15 protein-coding genes and 1 tRNA gene are annotated in these 20,029 nt (G+C 52.3%); 2 read left to right on the forward strand and 14 right to left on the reverse strand.

Annotated features, from left to right (window positions below; translation table 11 throughout):
* Positions 1-9: 9 nt before the first annotated feature.
* The 14 genes from cobA to V4U88_RS25685 form a co-directional block, all read right to left on the reverse strand.
* Entirely contained in the window at positions 10-1,563 is a 1,554-nt protein-coding gene (gene cobA, locus V4U88_RS25620) for a uroporphyrinogen-III C-methyltransferase (protein WP_334076029.1), read from the reverse strand.
* 5 nt (positions 1,564-1,568) lie between these two features.
* Positions 1,569-2,531 (reverse strand): hydroxymethylbilane synthase, encoded by a 963-nt coding sequence (gene hemC / locus V4U88_RS25625; RefSeq protein ID WP_334076030.1) that lies wholly within the window; start codon positions 2,529-2,531, stop codon positions 1,569-1,571.
* A 3-nt stretch (positions 2,532-2,534) separates the two neighbouring features.
* Positions 2,535-3,182, reverse strand: coding sequence for a precorrin-2 dehydrogenase/sirohydrochlorin ferrochelatase family protein (locus V4U88_RS25630; protein WP_334076031.1), 648 nt, complete (start codon positions 3,180-3,182; stop codon positions 2,535-2,537).
* Positions 3,183-3,344: 162 nt separating this feature from the next.
* Positions 3,345-4,730 (reverse strand): glutamyl-tRNA reductase, encoded by a 1,386-nt coding sequence (hemA, locus tag V4U88_RS25635; RefSeq protein WP_334076032.1) that lies wholly within the window; start codon positions 4,728-4,730, stop codon positions 3,345-3,347.
* A gap of 211 nt (positions 4,731-4,941) precedes the next feature.
* On the reverse strand, positions 4,942-5,340 hold the full coding sequence (gene speD, locus V4U88_RS25640; RefSeq protein ID WP_148457265.1) for an adenosylmethionine decarboxylase: 399 nt from the start codon (positions 5,338-5,340) through the stop codon (positions 4,942-4,944).
* 334 nt (positions 5,341-5,674) lie between these two features.
* Positions 5,675-6,262: a non-ribosomal peptide synthetase module gene (locus V4U88_RS25645; RefSeq protein WP_334076033.1), complete on the reverse strand. Its 588-nt coding sequence runs from the start codon at positions 6,260-6,262 to the stop codon at positions 5,675-5,677.
* A 216-nt stretch (positions 6,263-6,478) separates the two neighbouring features.
* A complete protein-coding gene (yihA, locus tag V4U88_RS25650) occupies positions 6,479-7,090 on the reverse strand; it encodes a ribosome biogenesis GTP-binding protein YihA/YsxC (RefSeq protein WP_334076034.1) in 612 nt (203 codons plus the stop codon).
* A 14-nt stretch (positions 7,091-7,104) separates the two neighbouring features.
* Complete coding sequence (gene lon, locus V4U88_RS25655) at positions 7,105-9,441, reverse strand: endopeptidase La (RefSeq protein ID WP_334076035.1); 2,337 nt, start codon at positions 9,439-9,441, stop codon at positions 7,105-7,107.
* Between the two features lie 118 nt (positions 9,442-9,559).
* Positions 9,560-11,278 (reverse strand): ATP-dependent protease LonB, encoded by a 1,719-nt coding sequence (lonB, locus tag V4U88_RS25660; protein WP_334076036.1) that lies wholly within the window; start codon positions 11,276-11,278, stop codon positions 9,560-9,562.
* 150 nt (positions 11,279-11,428) lie between these two features.
* Entirely contained in the window at positions 11,429-12,547 is a 1,119-nt protein-coding gene (gene ispG / locus V4U88_RS25665; RefSeq protein WP_334076037.1) for a flavodoxin-dependent (E)-4-hydroxy-3-methylbut-2-enyl-diphosphate synthase, read from the reverse strand.
* A 194-nt stretch (positions 12,548-12,741) separates the two neighbouring features.
* Complete coding sequence (gene clpX, locus V4U88_RS25670; RefSeq protein WP_334076038.1) at positions 12,742-13,998, reverse strand: ATP-dependent protease ATP-binding subunit ClpX; 1,257 nt, start codon at positions 13,996-13,998, stop codon at positions 12,742-12,744.
* A gap of 12 nt (positions 13,999-14,010) precedes the next feature.
* Positions 14,011-14,601, reverse strand: a complete 591-nt coding sequence (gene clpP, locus V4U88_RS25675) for an ATP-dependent Clp endopeptidase proteolytic subunit ClpP (RefSeq protein WP_148457252.1) — start codon at positions 14,599-14,601, stop codon at positions 14,011-14,013.
* Positions 14,602-14,855: 254 nt separating this feature from the next.
* Entirely contained in the window at positions 14,856-16,268 is a 1,413-nt protein-coding gene (gene tig / locus V4U88_RS25680) for a trigger factor (RefSeq protein WP_334076039.1), read from the reverse strand.
* A gap of 210 nt (positions 16,269-16,478) precedes the next feature.
* Positions 16,479-17,414 carry a hypothetical protein gene (locus V4U88_RS25685; protein WP_334076040.1) on the reverse strand — a complete coding sequence of 312 codons (936 nt, stop codon included), beginning with the start codon at positions 17,412-17,414 and terminating at the stop codon, positions 16,479-16,481.
* 139 nt (positions 17,415-17,553) lie between these two features.
* On the opposite strand from V4U88_RS25685, the gene V4U88_RS25690 reads away from it, so the two are divergent.
* Together V4U88_RS25690 and V4U88_RS25695 are read left to right on the forward strand one after the other, a co-directional pair.
* A tRNA-Arg gene (locus V4U88_RS25690) sits at positions 17,554-17,627 on the forward strand.
* A gap of 1,233 nt (positions 17,628-18,860) precedes the next feature.
* Positions 18,861-19,913: an IS4 family transposase gene (locus V4U88_RS25695; protein ID WP_334073952.1), complete on the forward strand. Its 1,053-nt coding sequence runs from the start codon at positions 18,861-18,863 to the stop codon at positions 19,911-19,913.
* Positions 19,914-20,029 lie beyond the last annotated feature (116 nt).

A 20,029-nucleotide genomic window follows, 5' to 3' on the forward strand; every position in this document is an offset into this window, starting at 1 on the left:
CTTAAAGAATCAATTCAGCTTTCGGCGGCCGCCGCCCTGCTTCCAGCCGAGAAGAGCGGCCACCAGGCTCGAAATCGTCGCTTCTTCGGCGAGAATCTCTACGCGAAGTCCCGCCTCCTCGGCTGTCTTCGCCGTCACGGGGCCGATGCAGGCGATGGCCGCGCCTTCCAGCGCGGACGCCGGGTCCTCAATCCCCATGCGCTTCAGAGCGCCGAGCAAATTCGTCACCGTCGATGAACTGGTGAAGGTGACGGCATGAATCTTGCCTTCTTTCAGCATTTTAAGCAACTCTTCGTCCTCATCCGAGGCCGGAACGGTGGCATACATCACCGCCTCCGTGACGTCGAGGCCGTGGTCGCGAAGCGCTGCGGGCAGCCAGGAGCGCGCCAAGTCGCCGCGCGGGAGCAGCACCTTTTGTCCGGGCTTCAGCGCCGTATCGAACGCCTCAAGCAGTCCTTCGGCCTGATAGCGTCCCGGCAGTTCTTCCGCCGCGATCCCGTAGCGTCTCAACGCTTCTTTCGTCGCGGGACCAACCGCCGCGATCCGGGCGTTATGCAAGGCTCTGATATCTTTACCCATTCTCTCCAAGTGATGAAAGAAAAACTCCACGCCGTTTACGCTGGTAAAAAAAGCCCAGTCATATTCCGGCAAGCGCTCCAACGCCTGCTCCGCAGCAGCCAGCGGCTCGCCCGAAGGCATTTCGAAGTCGATGACCGGAAATTCGTAGGGCTCGCCGCCAAGGTCCTCGATCTGCCGAACCAGTTCGCTCGCCTGGGAGCGGGAACGGGTCACCAGAATACGCGTGCCGAACAGCGGCAAGGACTCCGCCCACATCAACTGCTCCCGCTGGTTCACGACCTCGCCGACCACGATGACGGCCGGCGGCTTGAAGTCGGCCTCCATTACCTTCTGCTCGATATCCGCGAGCGTGCCGGTCAGCGTCTCCTGTTCGGCGCGGGTTCCCCAGCGCACGAGAGCGACCGGGGTCTCGGGCGGCCGGCCGTGCTTCATCAACTGCCGGCTGATGTAGCCGATTTTGGCCACGCCCATCATAAATACCAGCGTTCCCGTCGCGTTCGTCACTTTTTCCCAATGAATGGACAAATCCAGCTTATCCGGGCTCTCATGCCCGGTAATGATCGATAGCGACGAGGCCATATCCCGGTGCGTTACCGGGATGCCGGCGTAGGCCGGCACCGAAATTGCCGCGGTGATTCCAGGCACGATTTCGTAAGGAATTCCGTGCTTGCGCAGCAGCTCGGCTTCCTCCCCGACGCGTCCGAAAATGGTCGGATCCCCGCCTTTCAGGCGCACTACCGTTTTGCCCGTCAAGGCCAGGTCGACCAATAGCTGGTTGATATCCTCCTGCTTCATTGTGTGTCGGTCCGTCCGTTTGCCCACATAGATTTTCTCCGCACCGCGCTTCGCCTTGCCGAGCAAGCTGGGATTCGCTAACCGGTCGTAGACGATCACATCGCCCTTCGCCAGGCAATCCAGCCCCTTCACGGTAATCAGCCTGGCATCCCCAGGCCCTGCGCCAACCAGATATACTCTCCCCGTCATCTCCATCACTCCCTGGCTGCCGCCAAAATTTCGTCCGCTCCTTCGGAAATGAGCTTTTCCGCCACAGCTTCCCCCAACAGAGCCGGGTCATTCCCCGCCATTGTTTCTTTCAGGATAACGCGCCCGTCCGGCGCCCCTACCATCCCGGTCAAAACGATTTCACGGGCAAGCTCTTCATATCCCGAGCCCTGTTCGTTTTTGCCCAAAACCGCAAATGCGCCGACCGGGACCTGACAGCTTCCTCCCAAAACCCCGAGAAACCTGCGTTCGGCGGCCACCGTCAGCGCGGTCTCCGGGTCATTGATCAAGGCCAGCAGTTCCCGGACCTCCTTGTCGTTCTCCCGGCATTCGATCCCGAGTGCTCCTTGGCCGACCGCGGGGAGGCATACGTCCGTCGGAAGATAGGCGGTGATTTTATCCTCCCAGCCCATCCGGAACAGGCCGGCTGCCGCCAAAATAATCGCATCAAAGCCTTCCGTCTCCAGCTTTCGCAGCCGGGAATCGATATTGCCGCGAATCGGCTCCAGTACGAGATCCGGCCGATAGGCACTAAGCTGGCTGGATCTTCTCAGACTGCTAGTGCCCACCTTCGCTCCCTGCGGCAATTCGTCGAGCGTGCGCCCTTCCTTGGAAATCAGTGCATCCCGGGGATCTACCCGCTTCGGAACGGCGCCGTTGATCAGCCCTTCGGGGAGTTCGGAGGGCATATCCTTCATGCTATGTACCGCCAGGTCGATCTCCCCGTCCAGCATCGCCTGCTCAATCTCTTTGACGAACAAGCCTTTGCCTCCGACCTTGGACAAAGTAACGTCCAATATCCGGTCGCCCTTCGTTACGATTTTCTTGATCTCGAAATCGTAAGGAAGCCCCCGGTCCCTGCAGATCGCCTTCAAGCTGTCGATTATCTGTCCCGTCTGCGTCAGGGCGAGCTGGCTTTGCCTTGTCCCTACCACAATGGTTCGTCTCATCCTTCATTCCTCCCGGTATTCATCCATCCATGCGATCCATTTATCCTCATTCCAAGCCGGAAAACGGCCCTCGCGGATCGATGCGAGTATATCCATCTCCACCAAGGCTTTGAAGAGAACGGCTCTTCGCTGTGTGTCCGCCACCCGCTCTTTGATCATCTTTCGGGCCAAACTTAAAAACACCACATAGGTTTCATAATCCTCGCCGAAATGCGTCTCCAAGTCCCGGCTTAACTTTTTCGCCGCCAGAGGGCCCGCCCCGGACGTGGAAACGCCCAAAACCAACCCGCCCCGCCGGACAACGCTCGGCGAAATAAAGGATCCCTTTCCGCCCTCTCCCGCATGATTAACGGGAATTCCGAGAGCATTGGCCTCCGCCGTTACGGCATCGTTGACCTCCGCTTGATCCGTGGCCGCATAGACGAGAAAAGCGCCTTGCAAGTCGCCTTCACGGTAGCGGCGCCGCTCCCAGGTCAGCCGGTCTTCCGCATCCCATCGTTCCAGCAAGGAAGTGGCCGTAGGGCTGATCAGCACAAGCCGGGCGCCTGCATCGATCAGCGAGACCATTTTTCTTTCGGCTACGGAGCCGCCGCCCACAATCACGCACCGACGGTTTTCCAGGTTCATCATCAGCGGAACATAATAAGTCATAAAGTTATAGGTACCCTTCCTGAAGTTTCCGTATTGTGTATAGCATACTGTACCCTTTTGCATTTTTCCAGCGAACCGGTCGAAAAACAGCAAGAAACCCCAAGCCCTCGCAACATTCCGGCGAATCCGACCGAAAGTCAAACTGAAGGCTCGGGGCATATTTTACACGGATGCGTGTACCAGAGAGAGGGGAGGCTGTGCCGACGCTTCTTTCTCTTCGGAAAGCTCCAAAACCTCCTTGGAAGCTCCGCTTTCAAGACTCGACTCGTCCAGCATCTTGATATGCTCTTCCAACGCGAAAATCTGCGTAAACCAGTCGAGCGCCTCGGCTCCCTTCTCCTCCCCCGCCATCTCTTTAATCCGGTTGATCGGATCGTGCATCATCTGGTTCACGATGCTCTTGGTCAACCGGCGAATGACCTTCCGCTGACGCTCATCGAGCTCGGGCAGCTTGTTGAACATGCTCTCCAGCGTCGTCTCATGAATGGTGGAAGACTTCTCCTGCAAGGCCCGGATCACAGGCTTGACTCCCAAAGTTTGCAGCCAGTTTCCGAAAACCTCGATTTCCGCCTCGATCATTTCTTCAATTTTCACGGCTTCTCCCCGCCGCATTTCCAGATTGCTCTCCACAATTCCTTCGAGGTCGTCGATATCGTACAAAAACACATGCTCCAGCTCGCCGATGGCCGGATCGATGTCCCGGGGAACCGCGATATCGATCATAAACAGCGGCCGGTCCGGACGCTGCTGCATGCTCTTGGCTACCTGGGATTGCGTAATGACGTAACCCTCGGCTCCGGTCGAACTGATCAAAATATCGACCTCGGTCAGCCGGTTCATCGCTTCCTGCATCGAGCAAGGGGTGCCATTAAATTTGGCGGCCAGCTCCTGCGCACGTCCGAACGTACGATTGGCGACAATCACTTCCTCCGCTCCCGCTCCGCTTAAGTGCTTGGCCGTCAATTCGCTCATTTTGCCGGCGCCGAGAATCAGCACCCGCTTGCCGGTGAAGCTTCCGAAGATCCGCTTTCCAAGCTCCACGGCAGCATAGCTGACCGAAACCGCACTCTCGCCGATCGAGGTTTCCGAATGGGCCCGCTTGCTTAGAGTAACGGCCTGTTTAAACAGCATGTTGAACCACTTTCCGGTACCTTTTTCGCGCTGGGACAGCAAAAAAGCGCTGCGGACCTGACCCAGGATCTGCGTTTCCCCCAACACCATGGAATCCAGGCCGCATGCGACTCTAAACAGATGACGGATGGCTTGCTCGTCTTCATACATATATAAATGCTTGGTAAATTCCTCGCGCGGAATACCAAACCACTTCTCCATAAAACTTCGGATAAAATACCCGCACATATGCAGTCTGTCTACGACCACATAAATTTCCGTGCGGTTGCAGGTTGCGATTATGACGCCTTCCAATACACTCTTGGTGCGTTTCAACTCCTGCAGCGCTTGTGGCATATCCTGATCCGCAAACGCAAAGCGTTCTCTTACTTCCACAGGCGCCGTCCGATAGTTTAACCCGACTACGACAATGTGCATTGCAAGTTCACCTGCCTTTTAGAAGTTGTGACAGCATTCCTCTTGAACAAACTATGTTAATTATATCACAGAGGCCACCGCAAACTCGGGGTTTTCCATGAGTTTTTTATGAATTATTTATGAAATGTAAAATTTTAATAAAATAAATAACCATGGAAGTTCTTCCATGGTTATAATATCTTTCCCATTTTCTAAGTAAATTATATAGGTCTTAAACCAACTCCGCTTGATTAACGACCGGAGTCACGACCTCAAGCTCGCCCAAACCGCGAATCAGTTTCTTCGCGTAGCATTTTTCCGGTTTTAATACGGAAACCAGGTAATCGATTGCCAGCTGCGGGTCTACGGTCTCACCGCAAGTGTAACAATCAATCGCAGCAAAACCTCTCTCAGGATACGTATGAATCGAGAGATGGCTCTCCGACAGCAAAACAAGCACCGTGGCACCTTGTGGTTCGAACTGTTTGGATTGCACGGACAGCACCGTGGCTCCGCAAGATTCGGCAGCTTCCACCATATGAGCTTGCAGCAGCTCTGCGTTGTTCAGTACCTCAAAATCGACTCCCCAAGTATCAACAGCAACGTGTCTTCCGAAAGTTGAATATTCCATCTTTCGGTTCCCCCTTCCTAGGAATAAAATGTTTGAAAAAATTTCATCCGCTAGGACCTACGTCATTCACTTCCCGAGGGAAAAATCTCTCGCAACATCTCCATGTCCTGAGTGAATCCTGGTTCCTATTTTCTTTTCAACGAGATTAAAAATACCATCTATCGATGACAAATGCAACACTTTTTTGACCACAGATAAATATTATTCCGGATACGGGCGTTCGGTGCAGAAAAAAAGCAACGAAAAACCCGCGATTCAAGGTCTCCCCTTAAATCGCGGGCTGCATAGAAATTCATTGATGGGATGGATTAGTTCTTACTCAGCAAGATAAGGATCAGGCCTCCAGAACGAACAACCGGCGTGTGAATCCTCGCAGTTCATCATCGATTGCCGTTACCGAGGCGGCATCTTTGGCGACGATTCGCTGATCGAGCAACGTGTTGATGCGGGTATGAATACCTTCAATCTCCCGTTCCACATCGTTATTCCGGTAAATTCTTTGAAGCTCGCCCAACGTATCTTTAAACTCATACACCAATTTGTAGGAATCCCGGGAGAATTCAAGGATCTTGCGCACCCGGCCATCTTGATAATAATACATCATCATGAATCCGTTATAAATTCTTGTGACCATGCCCGAACCCTTGAAGGCGGCAAACAGAAGTCTCATTACATTGGTCAAATGGGGTTTTTCCAAGCGGAAAGACAATTCACAGACATAATAACCGTCCCTGCGGTCAAAAGGCAGATGGACTTCCTCTCCGCTGTCATCCTCCAGCACCACCTCTTGACTTCCGTTATCCAGCACCTTGACCCGCTGGCGGACGTGAGGATCATACACTTTGTGAATAAACTGCGACATCTGAACTTCCGACAAACGCAAACTGGCATTAACATACTCTGTGGCTAACCGCTGAGCCATAAAAATCTCCTCAATTCTTTTAACAATCCTTTAAAATAATTATACACTACTCATTTAATGATTTGCTCAGCGATTAAAACGTGAAATCCTGCCATTTTTCAGAAAAAAACGGATTTAGCCGTTTTTAGCCGCAACAATCCCCCTGCATGCTCACTTTCCTGCCGACTGTTCTCCGAATCCCTTCTTGATCCATCGATTTATGCAATTTTTTCTAATTCACTCTTTGGGAGTGTCCAAGCTGTCTGGCATCGCATAACGGGATATTTGCGACCATAGCTCGTCCCGACCGATGCCTTCCTCGGAGGAAAACATAACGATCTGATCGCCCGCACGCATTACGAGCGCTTCCCGAATTACCTTCAAGTGCTTCTGCCAGCGGGACTTCGGAATTTTATCGGCTTTCGTCGCCACCACGCAGACAGGCAAGTCATAGTGCTTCAACCAGTCATACATCAGCTCGTCATCCTTGGACGGCGGATGGCGCAAATCGATGACAAGCAGGACTAGCCGGAGCGTTTCCCGCTCCAGCAAATATTTTTCGATCATATTTCCCCAAACCTGACGTTGGGACTTGGACACCTTGGCATAGCCGTAACCGGGAAAATCGACGAAGTAGATTTCGTCATTGATCCGGTAGTAGTTCAAATGCTGGGTCTTCCCCGGAGTCGAGCTGGTCCGGGCCAAGTTCTTACGGTTGATCATACGGTTGATCAGCGAGGACTTCCCGACGTTGGAACGCCCTGCCAGAGCGATCTCCGGCAAGGCGTCTTCAGGGTATTGGCTGGGTCCTACAGCGCTGATCACAAATTCTGCACTGGTTATCTTCATCGTTTCAATCCTCTCTAATGCACTTCCGGCTGCTCCACAAGCGCATGTTCCAGCACCTGGTCCATATGGGATACGGGCACGAACACCATATCGTCCTTCACACTGTCCGGAATATCGCGCAAATCGCGCTCATTATCCTTCGGCAGCAGGACTTTCTTGTAACCTGCGCGATGCGCGGCCAGCGATTTCTCCTTCAAACCGCCGATCGGCAAAACGCGTCCGCGCAGCGTAATTTCTCCGGTCATCGCGATATCCTTGGATACATGGCGACCCGTTAACGCGGAAATCAGCGCGGTGGCGATCGTAATGCCCGCGGATGGTCCGTCTTTCGGGATCGCCCCTTCAGGGATATGAATATGGATATCGTTCTTCTCATGGAAGTCGGCAGCGATCCCCAGCTCCGAGGCTTTCGAACGCGTATAACTAAAAGCCGCTTGTGCGGACTCTTTCATCACGTCGCCGAGCTTTCCTGTCAGCGTCAATTTCCCGCTGCCGGGGACGACGGTGACCTCGATCACTAACGTCTCTCCGCCTACTTCCGTCCAAGCGAGTCCGGTCACCGTACCGATTTGATCCTCGAGCTCCGCTACGCCGTACCGGTATTTAGGCACACCCAGATAGTCCTTGATCTCTTCGGGGCCGATTGTGATCTCCTGCAGCCCTTCGGATACCACCTTCTTGGCGGCCTTCCGGCACAGAGCGGCAACCTGCTGCTCGAGATTCCGCACCCCCGATTCCCGGGTATACTCCCGGATGGTGCGGAGAAGCGCCTCTTCGCCGATCTCCAACTGCTCCGGCTCCAGCCCATGCTCCCGCTTCTGCTTGGGCAGCAGGTAACGGGTAGCGATTTGCAGCTTCTCCAATTCCGTGTAGCCCGGAATATAGAGCATTTCCATCCGGTCCAGGAGCGGACGCGGAATGTTATGGACCGCATTGGCGGTCGTCACGAACATGACGTTCGACAAATCGAAAGGAACCTCGATGAAGTGATCGCTGAACGTGTTGTTCTGCTCGGGATCGAGCACCTCAAGCAGCGCCGATGACGGATCCCCGCGGAAATCGGAGGCCATCTTATCGATTTCGTCCAGCAGGAACACCGGATTCAGCGTCCCGGCCGTCTTCATCCCCTGGATGATCCGCCCCGGCATCGCGCCCACATAGGTCCGCCGGTGCCCGCGGATCTCCGCTTCATCGCGAACTCCGCCTAAAGAAATCCGCACGAACTCGCGTCCGAGCGATTTGGCGATCGAGCGGGCGAGCGAAGTCTTACCCACCCCTGGCGGCCCTACTAGACAGAGGATCGGCCCTTTGAGCTTCTTCACCAGCTTCTGTACCGCCAGATACTCCAGAACGCGCTCTTTGGGTTTATCGAGTCCGTAATGATCTTCGTTCAGCACCTGCTCCGCTTTGGCCAAATCCAGGTCATCCTCGGTTTTCTCGTCCCAAGGCAAGCTCAGCAGCCAGTCCACATAATTGCGGATAACCCCGCCTTCAGCGGAGCTGGCCGGCATCTTCTCCAGCCGGTCAATCTCCTTCTGCGTCTTCTCGCGGACTTTCTCCGGCAGGTTCTTCTCCTCGAGCAAAGCCCGTAATTCCTCGACTTCGCCGGCCCGCCCTTCCTTCTCGCCGAGTTCCTTCTGAATCGCCTTCATCTGTTCCCGCAGATAGTATTCCTTCTGGGTCTTCTCCATCTGCTTCTTGACGCGCTGGCTGATTTTGCGCTCCAGCTCCAGCACTTCTCGCTCGTTATTCAAAATGTCGAGCAATTTTTCCAGGCGTTTTCGGACGTCGATCGTCTCCAAAATCTCTTGCTTATCCTTAATTTTAAGGGACAAGTGGCTCGTAATGACGTCGGCGAGGCGGCCCGCTTCTTCAATGTCCGAAACCGCCGCAAGCGTCTCGGGGGTAACCTTCTTCGATAAATTGATATAATGTTCGAATTGGGTGAGCACCGTGCGCATTAACGCATCGACTTCCGGATCGGTCGTATCCTCCTCCGGCCGCTCTTTGGCAATCACCTCGTAATACTCTTCATTATCCAAATATTCCACAATCTCGGCACGTTCCATCCCCTCGACCAGCACCCGGATGGTGCCGTTCGGCAGCTTCAACATTTGCCGAACTTTCGCGACTGTACCGATACGAAAAATGTCTTCCTGGGTCGGTTCTTCAATGTTCACTTCGGATTGAGAACAGAGGAGAATCAAATTGTCGTCGACCATCGCCTTCTCCAGCGCCTTCACCGACTTTTCCCGGCCTACATCCAAATGAAGCACCATGCTCGGGTAGACGAGAAGGCCGCGCAAAGGCAGCAAAGGAAAACGACGACCTCTGGATTTATGGGGTCCCATCGTTTTCGCACCTCCAAACGTTCTCGTTAAGATATCATTCCTATTTTAACAAATGTTACATGAAAACACCAATGAAGAGCGGCTGCCCAAACGGCAGCCGCCCAGAACCCAACCCCGGTCAGACCACGCCGTTGGATGGAGGCGACTCGGCATGCAGAAAAGGCGCCGGCGCCGGCAAAGGCGCAAACAGCTCTCCACCCGACATAAAGCCGAAGTCCTTCTCGGCTTCGGGGCCGAAGACATGCCGGAACACTTCGCCGACCGATTCAACGGGAATGACCCGCAATCCGTCCAAGCCTTCAAAAAGAGTCTGCCAATTATCCTTCGGAATAAGCACCGTGGTTGCCCCGGCCTGAAAAGCGGCCTCCACCTTGGCGACCACACCGCCGACCGGCTTAACCTTGCCATGGATACCGATTTCTCCCGTCATGGCGACGCGGTGATCCACCGGAATCCGTTTAATCGCCGAGGCGATGGCCGTCGCGATCGCCAGACCCGCTGACGGACCGTCGATCGGCGTCCCTCCCGGAAAGTTAATGTGCAGATCATAGCCGGAAGGGTCGATACCGATCCGCTTCAGCACGGTCAGCACATTTTCGACCGAGCCTTTGGCCATACTCTTGCGCCGAAGCGTCCGAGTCCCCCCTCCGATTTCCTCTTCATCCACTACACCTGTGATATTGTAGATGCCTTTGCCGGGTTCCACAGGAACAGCCGTCGCTTCAATTTCCAGCAGCGTGCCCATGTTGACCCCGTAAACGGCCAGCCCGTTGACGACCCCGATTTCCGGCTGCGCCGGAATTTTCCGGTCCGGACGAGGTACCAGCTGGCTGCTTGTGGCCACCCATTCCAGGTCCGCCGCCAGCAGGTGATCCCGTTTCTCCGTCAGCGCGAGTCCTGCCGCCAACTGCACCATGTTAACCGCCTCACGGCCGTTGGTGGCGTATTTCTTGATGACTTCCACCGCTTCCGGGCAAGGCTGAAATCCGATTCGCTTCACGGCATCCTCGGCGATTTGCGCGATCTCCTCCGGAAGCAGCGGCCGGAAATAGATCTCCATACATCGGGAACGCAGCGCGGGCGGAATCTCCTGGGGCGAGCGCGTCGTCGCGCCCACGAGCCTGAAGTCGGCAGGCAAGCCGTTTTGGAAAATATCATGAATATACGCCGGCGTACCGGTATCCTCGGAATTGTAATAGGCGCTCTCCAAATACACCTTCCGATCTTCCAGCACCTTCAGCAGCTTATTCATCTGGATGGAATGCAGTTCACCGATCTCATCGATGAACAAAATCCCTCCGTGGGCCTTGGTTACGGCCCCGGGCTTCGGCTGCGGGATACCGGCGACCCCCATCGCCCCGGCCCCTTGATAGATCGGATCATGCACCGATCCGATCAGCGGATCCGCGATCCCGCGCTCATCGAACCGGGCGATCGTGGCATCGATCTCCATAAATTTCGCGTCGGTTTTAAAAGGGGAGACCGGGTTCTTCTTCGCCTCCTCCATAACCACGCGTGCCGCAGCGGTCTTGCCTACGCCCGGCGGCCCGTAAATGATCACGTGCTGCGGATTTGCGCTGCACAGCGCCGCCTTCAAGGCACGAAGCCCATCCTTCTGGCCGACGATATCGCTCAATGAAGCCGGACGCGTCCGCTCCGCAAGCGGCTTCGTCAGCGAAATCGCCCGCAGCTTGCGCAGCTTCTCCATCTCCTTGCGAGATTCGCGGTCCACCGCCGTCCGGTTTCCTTTTTGATTGCGCAGCTGATTCCAGAAATACAGGCCGATGACTACAGCAAAAAACATTTGAACGGACATCAGAATGACACTCAGATCCATGTCACAGAACCTCCCCACTTTGACTGATACTTGGTAGTATAGCCCTTTCACCCCATCATAAAACGACCCACACGGAAGAATCATATCTTTTTCGCAAAAAAAGCCGCGGACTATCGTAAATGACAGCCCACGGCTTTGTAAAATCCAGACTTATTTCGCGCTAAACGACCGATGTTCCTTCCGCCCCGGAATTTCGCCGGTCGCTTCGTACACCTCGACGATATGGTCGATCTCTTTCTTGAGCTCGGAAAGCAACTCGGCTTCAGGTACTTTACGGATCATTTCTCCGTAACGGAATAACAATCCTTCCCCGCGCGCACCGGCGATCCCGATATCGGCCTCCCGGGCTTCGCCGGGACCGTTGACCGCACATCCCAGTACCGAGACTTTGATCGGTACTTTCAGGTTGGCGATATAGTCCTCCACCTCATTGGCGATCGAGAACAGATCAATGTCCAGGCGACCGCAGGTGGGACAGGACACGAGCGTGGCCGCATTTGTGATCAGACCGAACGTTTTCAGCAATTCACGGGCCACTTTGACCTCTTCAACCGGATCGGCGCTGAGCGAAATCCGCACGGTCGAACCGATCCCCATGGAGAGCAGCGCCCCAATTCCGGCCGCACTCTTCACGGTACCGGAAAAGAGCGTACCGGCTTCCGTGATGCCGAGATGAAGCGGGTAAGGAATAACTTCCGCCGCCTTGGTATACGCCGCAATGGCCATCGGTACGTCCGAGGCCTTCAGCGAGACGATGATATCGTGAAAATCCAGTTCTTCCAAAATTCCGATATGGAATAACGCGCTTTCCACCATCGCTTCCGGCGTTGGGTACCCGTATTTCTCCAGAAGGTGGTTCTCCAAAGAGCCTGCGTTTACGCCGATTCGAATCGGAATGCCTCTCTCCTTGCAGGCTTTAACGACGGCTTCGACCTTCTCGCGCCGACCGATGTTCCCGGGGTTGATCCGTACCTTGTCAATCCCGTTCTCGATAGCCAGCAGAGCCAGCTTGTAATTAAAGTGGATGTCGGCCACAAGCGGTATGTGAATCTGCTTCTTGATTTCCTTGATGGCCGCAGCCGCTTCCTCGTTATTCACCGTCACGCGAACCAACTGGCAGCCGGCTTCCTCCAACCGGTGGATTTCAGCAACCGTCGCGGCGACATCCGCCGTTTTGGTCGTGCACATACTCTGGATAATGACTTCATTGCTCCCGCCGATCGTCAGATTGCCGACCTTCACCGGTCGCGTATCTTGTCTCAAGAACATATTCTGGCCTCCCCCCATAACGCCAAATCTCACTGCACTTCAAGTCAGACAACAAACTCCGAAGCAAGTGTGGTGTGCCGTTTTAGATTAATCGCAGAATAACGGAAAAGGTCCGTTAAAGGCAAAGAAGGCCCCAAAGGGCCATTCCTGCTGCGTGATGGAAAACTTGGGTTGTAAGCGATCCGGCTTCCGCCTTACGCGCTCTCTTCCTGCTTCTTGTTCTTATTGCCTTCGAGTTCCGGCGACGTCTTCTCGATCACGACTTTTTCGGTAATGACGCAATCGGTTATGTCATCGCGGGACGGCACCTCATACATCACGTCCAGCATAATGCCTTCGATGATCGCACGCAATCCGCGCGCGCCGGTATTCCGCTTGATCGCTTCGCGAGCAATGGCTTCCAGCGCCTTCGGCTCAAACTGAAGATTGACGTTGTCAAGCTCAAGCAGCTTCTGGTATTGCTTCACGAGGGCATTCTTCGGCTCCGCCAAAATGCGGACCAGCGTCTTTTCATCCAACGGCTCCAGAGTAGAAATGACCGGCAAACGCCCTACGAATTCCGGAATCAAACCGAATTTCAAGAGGTCTTCCGGCAAGACCATCGACAGATATTCGCCCGGCTTCAGGTCCTTTTGTCCGTCGTTTGCCGTGTTAAACCCGATGACCTTCTTACCGATCCGGCGTTTGATCATTTGCTCGAGACCGTCAAAGGCACCGCCGCAGATGAACAAAATGTTCGTCGTATCGATTTGAATGAACTCCTGATGCGGATGCTTGCGGCCGCCTTGCGGCGGAACGGAAGCTACCGTACCTTCGAGAATTTTCAAGAGAGCTTGCTGTACGCCTTCCCCGGAAACGTCGCGCGTAATCGACGGGTTCTCCGATTTACGGGCCACTTTATCGATTTCATCGATATAAATAATGCCGCGTTCCGCTTTCTCCACGTCGTAATCCGCTGCCTGGATCAGCTTCAGCAGGATGTTCTCCACATCCTCGCCCACATAACCGGCTTCCGTAAGCGATGTGGCATCGGCAATCGCAAACGGAACGTTAAGAATCTTCGCCATCGTTTGCGCCAAAAGCGTTTTCCCCGAACCTGTCGGTCCCAAGAGCAGAATATTACTCTTCTGCAGCTCGACGTCATCGTTCTTACTCTGCGAATTTACCCGCTTGTAGTGGTTGTAAACCGCCACGGAAAGCGACTTCTTCGCTTGCTCCTGACCGATAACATACTGATCCAAAATGTCGCGGATTTCCATCGGCTTCGGAATTTCCTTGAGATCGAGCTCTTCCTCATGTCCGAGCTCTTCCTCCACGATTTCCGTGCACAATTCAATGCATTCGTCACATATATAAACGCCCGGCCCGGCAACCAGTTTGCGGACCTGTTCCTGCGATTTTCCGCAGAATGAGCATTTCAGTTGTCCTTTTTCATCGTTGAATTTAAACATGTAAACACCCCTTTATGGTTTAATCGGCTTGTTGATGACCTGGTCGATAATCCCATAGGCCTTAGCCTCTTCCGCGCTCATGAAGAAATCACGGTCCGTGTCGCGCTGGATTTTCTCAAGGGGTTGACCCGTCCGATCCACATAGATTTGGTTCAACTTCTCCCGTGTCTTGATAATCCATTCGGCATGAATTTTGATATCCGCCGCCTGCCCTTGAACTCCTCCGAGCGGTTGATGAATCATCACTTCGCTGTTCGGAAGCGCAAATCGCTTACCCGGAGCGCCTGCCGTCAGCAAAAGCGAGCCCATGCTGGCCGCCATGCCCACACAGATCGTTGACACATCGGGTTTAATGTACTGCATCGTATCATATATACCCATCCCCGCAGTGACAGAACCACCCGGAGAATTGATGTACAGATGGATGTCTTTATCCGGATCCTCGGCTGCCAAGAACAACAGTTGGGCAATCACGAGATTGGCTACGTCATCGTCAATCGCGTTGCTTAAGAAAATAATGCGATCCTTGAGCAGTCTAGAGTAAATATCGTAAGACCGTTCTCCCCGGTTTGTTTGTTCCACGACCATAGGTACCAGACTCATGTGACCAACCTCTTTTCTATTATCAAATTTCCTGCGCCCTAGATTATTTTATCACGTTCAAAGGCGCATGTCATTTTTCACCCCATACAGTTTATGTGTTTGAATTTACAATATATAACCGATAGGGATATCCTATTCCCGGGTGGAAATAATTGTATGGATAAAAGGTGAAAAATTAAGGCACGCATTAAGTTATACGTGCCTTAGCATTTGCCTTGTGTTGTATGATCAAATAGCTCCTTGCGGGCAAGGACTTATTCTTCTTCGTTTTGTTTCTCTTCCGCTGCGGAATCATCCGCTTTGGCCGCTTTCTTCGTCGCTTTCTTGGCCGGCTTGTCGGCTTCCTCGGATTTCTCCGCCGTTTCGAATTGCTCGGCGGGAACTTCCTTGGCGTTTTCCGTCAAGAACTGAATCGTCTTGCGAAGAAGAACGTCCTCTTTCACGCTTCCCAGCGAGCCGTTCGCGGCAAGGATGTTACGAATTTCCTCAGGAGTGCGCTTGTAAGCGTCCGCCATATCCTGAAGCTCCTTGTTGACTTCCTCTTCCGTCGCTTCGATTTTCTCGGCTTTCGCGATTTGCTCAAGCACCAGGTTGTTGCGAACACGCTTCTCGGCGTCGTTCTTCATTTGTTCTCTCAAATCTTCAACCGTTTGGCCGGAGAAACCGAGGAACATATCCAGGTTCATGCCTTGGGCGCGGAGACGGTTATCGAAGTCGCGTACCATGTTCTCCACTTCGCTGTCGATCATGGCTTGCGGGATTTCCACTTCGGCATTCTCGCCGATTTTGTCAACGAGAATTCTTTCGCGTTCAGATGCGCCTTCTTTTTCCTTGCGGGATTCCAATTGTTTCTTCATATCCGCTTTGTATTCGTCCAACGTATCGAATTCACTTACGTCCTTGGCAAACTCGTCGTCCAGTTCAGGAAGCTGTTTGCGCTTGATTTCGTGAACTTTCACTTTAAATACCGCTTCTTTACCCGCCAACTCTTCAGCATGGTAAGTTTCAGGGAAAGTAACGGTTACGTCCTTAAAGTCGCCTGTAGCCAGTCCCACAACCTGATCTTCAAAACCAGGAATGAAGGTGTTGCTGCCCAGTTCAAGGGAATAACGCTCGGCTTTGCCGCCTTCGAACGGAACTCCGTCCACGGAGCCGTCAAAGTCGATGACAACGGTATCACCGTTTTGTGCAGCTTCTTCGTCGATCACGACGAGCTCGGCATGGCGTTCTTGCATGCGGGTAAGCTCTTCGCTCAACTCTTCTTCGCCAACTTCGGTGTTAGTTGCAGGAACTTCGATACCTTTATAGTCGCCAAGCTTCACTTCAGGCTTCACGGTTACTTTAGCTTTAAACTTGAAAGGTTGTCCCTTGGCAAATTGCTCAACATCCACTTCCGGGCGGTCTACCGGGAAAATATCCGTTTGATCAACCGCTTCAGTATAAACTTCAGGAAGCAAAATATCGATGGCGTCTTGGTACAAGCTTTCCACACCGAAACGGGCCTCAAAGATCGACCGAGGTACTTTACCTTTACGGAATCCGGGTACGTTTACTTTTTTAATTACTTTTTGAAAAGCTTTATCCAGTGCAGCGGCAACGCGTTCCGCTTCCACTTCAACCTCGAGAACGCCGAGGTTCTTCTCTATTTTTTCCCAAGTTGCTTTCATTTTATGCTTTCCCCTCCAAATTTCACTTATACTGAATACTGAAACCGAATCGCGCGATAAAGCAGCTATCTTGGTTTCAGTATAGCTGTCTTAGTCCACGTTCGAGAATAACCACTATATTATAAACAACAATACAGCATTTTACAAGAGCTGTTAGTAGGTTCCCCTTCGGGTTCCAGATTTACCGGTTTTTATTGTAAACATTGTTCATTACTTCAGCCCCGCCGTTACGAACTGCCGCATGGACCGGCAAGCTTGCTCGAAACGCAGCCGCAAATTGTCGGTGATGCCGTACAAACTCCGGATCTCCTCTTCATGAATCCCGCCCGGCAAGCTGTCCGCGACCATTTGATGGAGTGCGGCGGCCCAGATGTCGATCATGCTGTCCTCATCGCTCAGCAGCGACCTGTAATCCATCGTCCCGTAAATGGCCATAACAAACTGCGTCCAAAGCTCCTGGGCAAAATAAAACAACGTCGGATCATGAACCTGGGTCTGATCGCCAACGCGTTCCAGAACATGCTGAACCGGTGCAGGGAAATCCTCCGGCTTGATCGGCACGGATTCGATTTCGATCTCCACCTTCTCCCCAAAGCGAAAAAACGAAACGACACCATGGGCCCCGCGGCGTTTTAAGATTTGAAGTACCCGATATTGAAGCAAAGGATGCAGTTCTTGTCGGCTCAGCCAATCAATCAGCGCCTCGTCGACTTCCGGCCGATCCAGATAAGCCAGCTGCTCCAGCGCAAGGAACGTCTGCTCCGACATCGGCTTCCCGATGACCGCCCGCAAAAGCTTGTCGGCGTATTGATGATCCTCGGCCATCTTGGCCTCGACATGCCGCCGGGCTATGACATCCTCGTCCTCTTCCTCATCGTCCGATAGGCCGGTGTGGTTCGCCGCTTCATCCTGTAGCATGGGAAACGCGTCCGTGAGCCAATCCAACAAGTTCCTCCATTCCGCATACTGCCTGTCGTCCTGGCCCTGGCATTGCAATAAAAACCGCAGAAGCTCGGCAGCCTCGCCGTATCGCTCGGTCTCCAGCATTCTCGTCAATTCAATCTGGTAAAAATCCAAGGTTTTGGGAAACAAGACCACGTTGTCCTTCTGGTTGTGAGTGTCGCTGATAAGGGCACCTCCTTTCATCCGGTCTAATTTATTGAGATTATAGCATAGAGATGAAAGAAGGCAAAAATCATCCCATTATAGCAAATCCCAGCCACCCTATTGCGCAAACTAATTTGCCATGATATAATCTTTTTTGCTTCTGTTTTTTATGTATCATGTCCCAGTAGCTCAGCTGGATAGAGCAACGGCCTTCTAAGCCGTCGGTCGGGGGTTCGAATCCCTCCTGGGACGTAAGAAGAAAGTCGGTTCATACGTGAACCGGCTTTTTTGCGTCCCTTGGGAATGAGAACCCCGGTAGGGGTTCGTCGGAGCGAGACCTCCCGCGCTTAGCAGGGAAGGACGAGCGGAGTCTCGCGCAGCAGCGCGAGTATCCCTCCTGGGACGTAAGAAGAAAGTCGGTTCATACGTGAACCGGCTTTTTTGCGTCCAATGGGGATGAGAACCCCGGTAGGGGTTCGTCGGAGCGAGCCCCCACGTTTTTGGGAGGAATTTAGGCCGTATATTGTCAGCGGCCAGCTTTGCTATTTGAAAAGCCGGTAGGTGAATAAGTGCCATATGCGGCGCTATTTTGTCGAATTTGGCTGGGTCGAGTGAAATAAGCGCTTTTTAGGCACTAGCATTGCATTAACCCTGACACATGATTACAACGGAGCTTGATGCCTTAATCTCTTTTAGAGAACTTCGAAATAAGTACAGGCCTCTAAACAAGGTTCTGCAGTTAGGAAGTCTAACGGCCGTGAGAGCCGTTATGTTGCGATTGAATCACGTATTGGGATTTTAACGGTCGTGTGGACCGTTATTTACCTTTATTTCGACCAAAACAGCCATACTTATATGAAATAGGGGCCGTGGCGACCGTTAGAATTTGGAGTCAGCGCAAACAGGGCAAATAGGGGCCGTGGCGACCGTTAGCATGATTTAGAGGGGGAGACGATCTAAGTTCGACATGTTGCTTGCCAAAGCGGCGGATTGGCCCTAAATGGGCAGCATCAAGGAAGGTTTAATGCAACGTCATTGCTTTTTAGGGCCTTATATAGGGAAAAAGCGGGCCAAAACCTGATTTCGGGGCCCGCATCAGGGGAATAAGGCCCTTTGACCGCTATGATTCCCTCGGAGCCGAATCGGGCCGAATTAACGTCCCAAAAGGCACTAGCATTGCATTAAACCTGACACAAGAAATTAACGGAACAGTATTTACTAAATATGTTAATTTATATGTTATTTTCATGGAATAAAATAAAAAAAGCTCCTATTGTTGAGTTAGATGCGTTACCCATAACTCATCTCAACAAAAGGAGCCAACCATGGGTAACATACACAATTTATCTGTGATTCGTCAATGCTTTTCTTATATTTCTGAAGAAAATTTTAGCTTTCCAATTTCCGATCATCGTGTTCGCAAGCTTACTACCTTAAAAAGTATCAAGTTAATTTTAGCCTCCCAACTCGCTAAGTGGGATTCTTATGAACACATTTCTCAAGCCACTTCGAACAAGCACAACGCTGCAGGAAAGTCTGGAACTATCCAGCATCAGTAGTTCTCAAATCTCCAGGCGTCTAAAGATGATTCCTACCGAGATACTCGAAGGTCTATTCCTTGAACTCATCGGCAAGGTCAAGCAGAAAGCTCCATCGGAAATCAAGGGCACACAGATTCGGATTATCGACTCGACTTGTCTAAGACTTCCGGCGACACTGGCCAACTGGGCGTACGTAACCCGTGACCACACTCAAATCAAAATTCATGTTCGAGTCTTGGTTTTGACTAAAAATGAAGAGAAAGAGGTCATTCCTGAGAAGGCCATCCCTACTACGGGGAATGTGAGTGACTACGAAACCATGAACTTTCTGGTCGAAGATGACGGCACAATATACGTGATGGATCGCGGTTATGTGAAGTATAAACAGTTCGATACTTGGCTAGAGCAAAAAGTTCAATTCGTAACTCGAATCAACGAAAAACATAGGGTTTGGCAGGTGGAGCAAGAGCTGCCGGTTCATCCGGATTCAAACATCATCCGAGATGCTATCGTTCAATTAGGGAGTGCCTTTCGCAAGACAGAGAATTCTTTACGCCTTGTAGAGTTTTTGGATGAAAAGGGGCGCAAGTATCGTCTGGCTACTTCGTGCTTTGACCTAAGTGCTGAGGAAATCGCGGACATCTATCGGCAGCGTTGGCTGATCGAGCTATTTTTCAAGTGGATGAAGCAGCATTTGCGATTAGTGAAGCTGTATAGCTATGATCCTCAAGGGATATGGAACCAGATCTTTATCGCTTTGATCGCTTATGCTATGGCCATGCTCATTCATGTGATCAGTGGAACCCGAATGAGTTTGTGGGAAGTGCTTCAATCACTTCGTCTTTTATGGGAGAAACCTAATTTGCTACTTGAATCCGAGCTTCATCGAAGGAGTAAAAGCCAGAACAACAAAGGGCGTCAAAGGAGTACAAAAATGTACAAGGAACCGCCTATTATGAACACATCGGTTGGAATGATCAAGCCAAGAAGAAAATGAAGCTGAGTGAAGAGGCAAAATAGAACAAAAAGTTAATATCCATAAAATGGAATAACGCATCTATTTTCTGACCCCCTTCATTTTTTGGCCAATTACTTAAAAATCGATATGGAAAA

It is taken from the genome of Paenibacillus sp. A14, assembly GCF_036864815.1.
GTDB lineage: Bacteria > Bacillota > Bacilli > Paenibacillales > Paenibacillaceae > Fontibacillus > Fontibacillus sanfengchensis.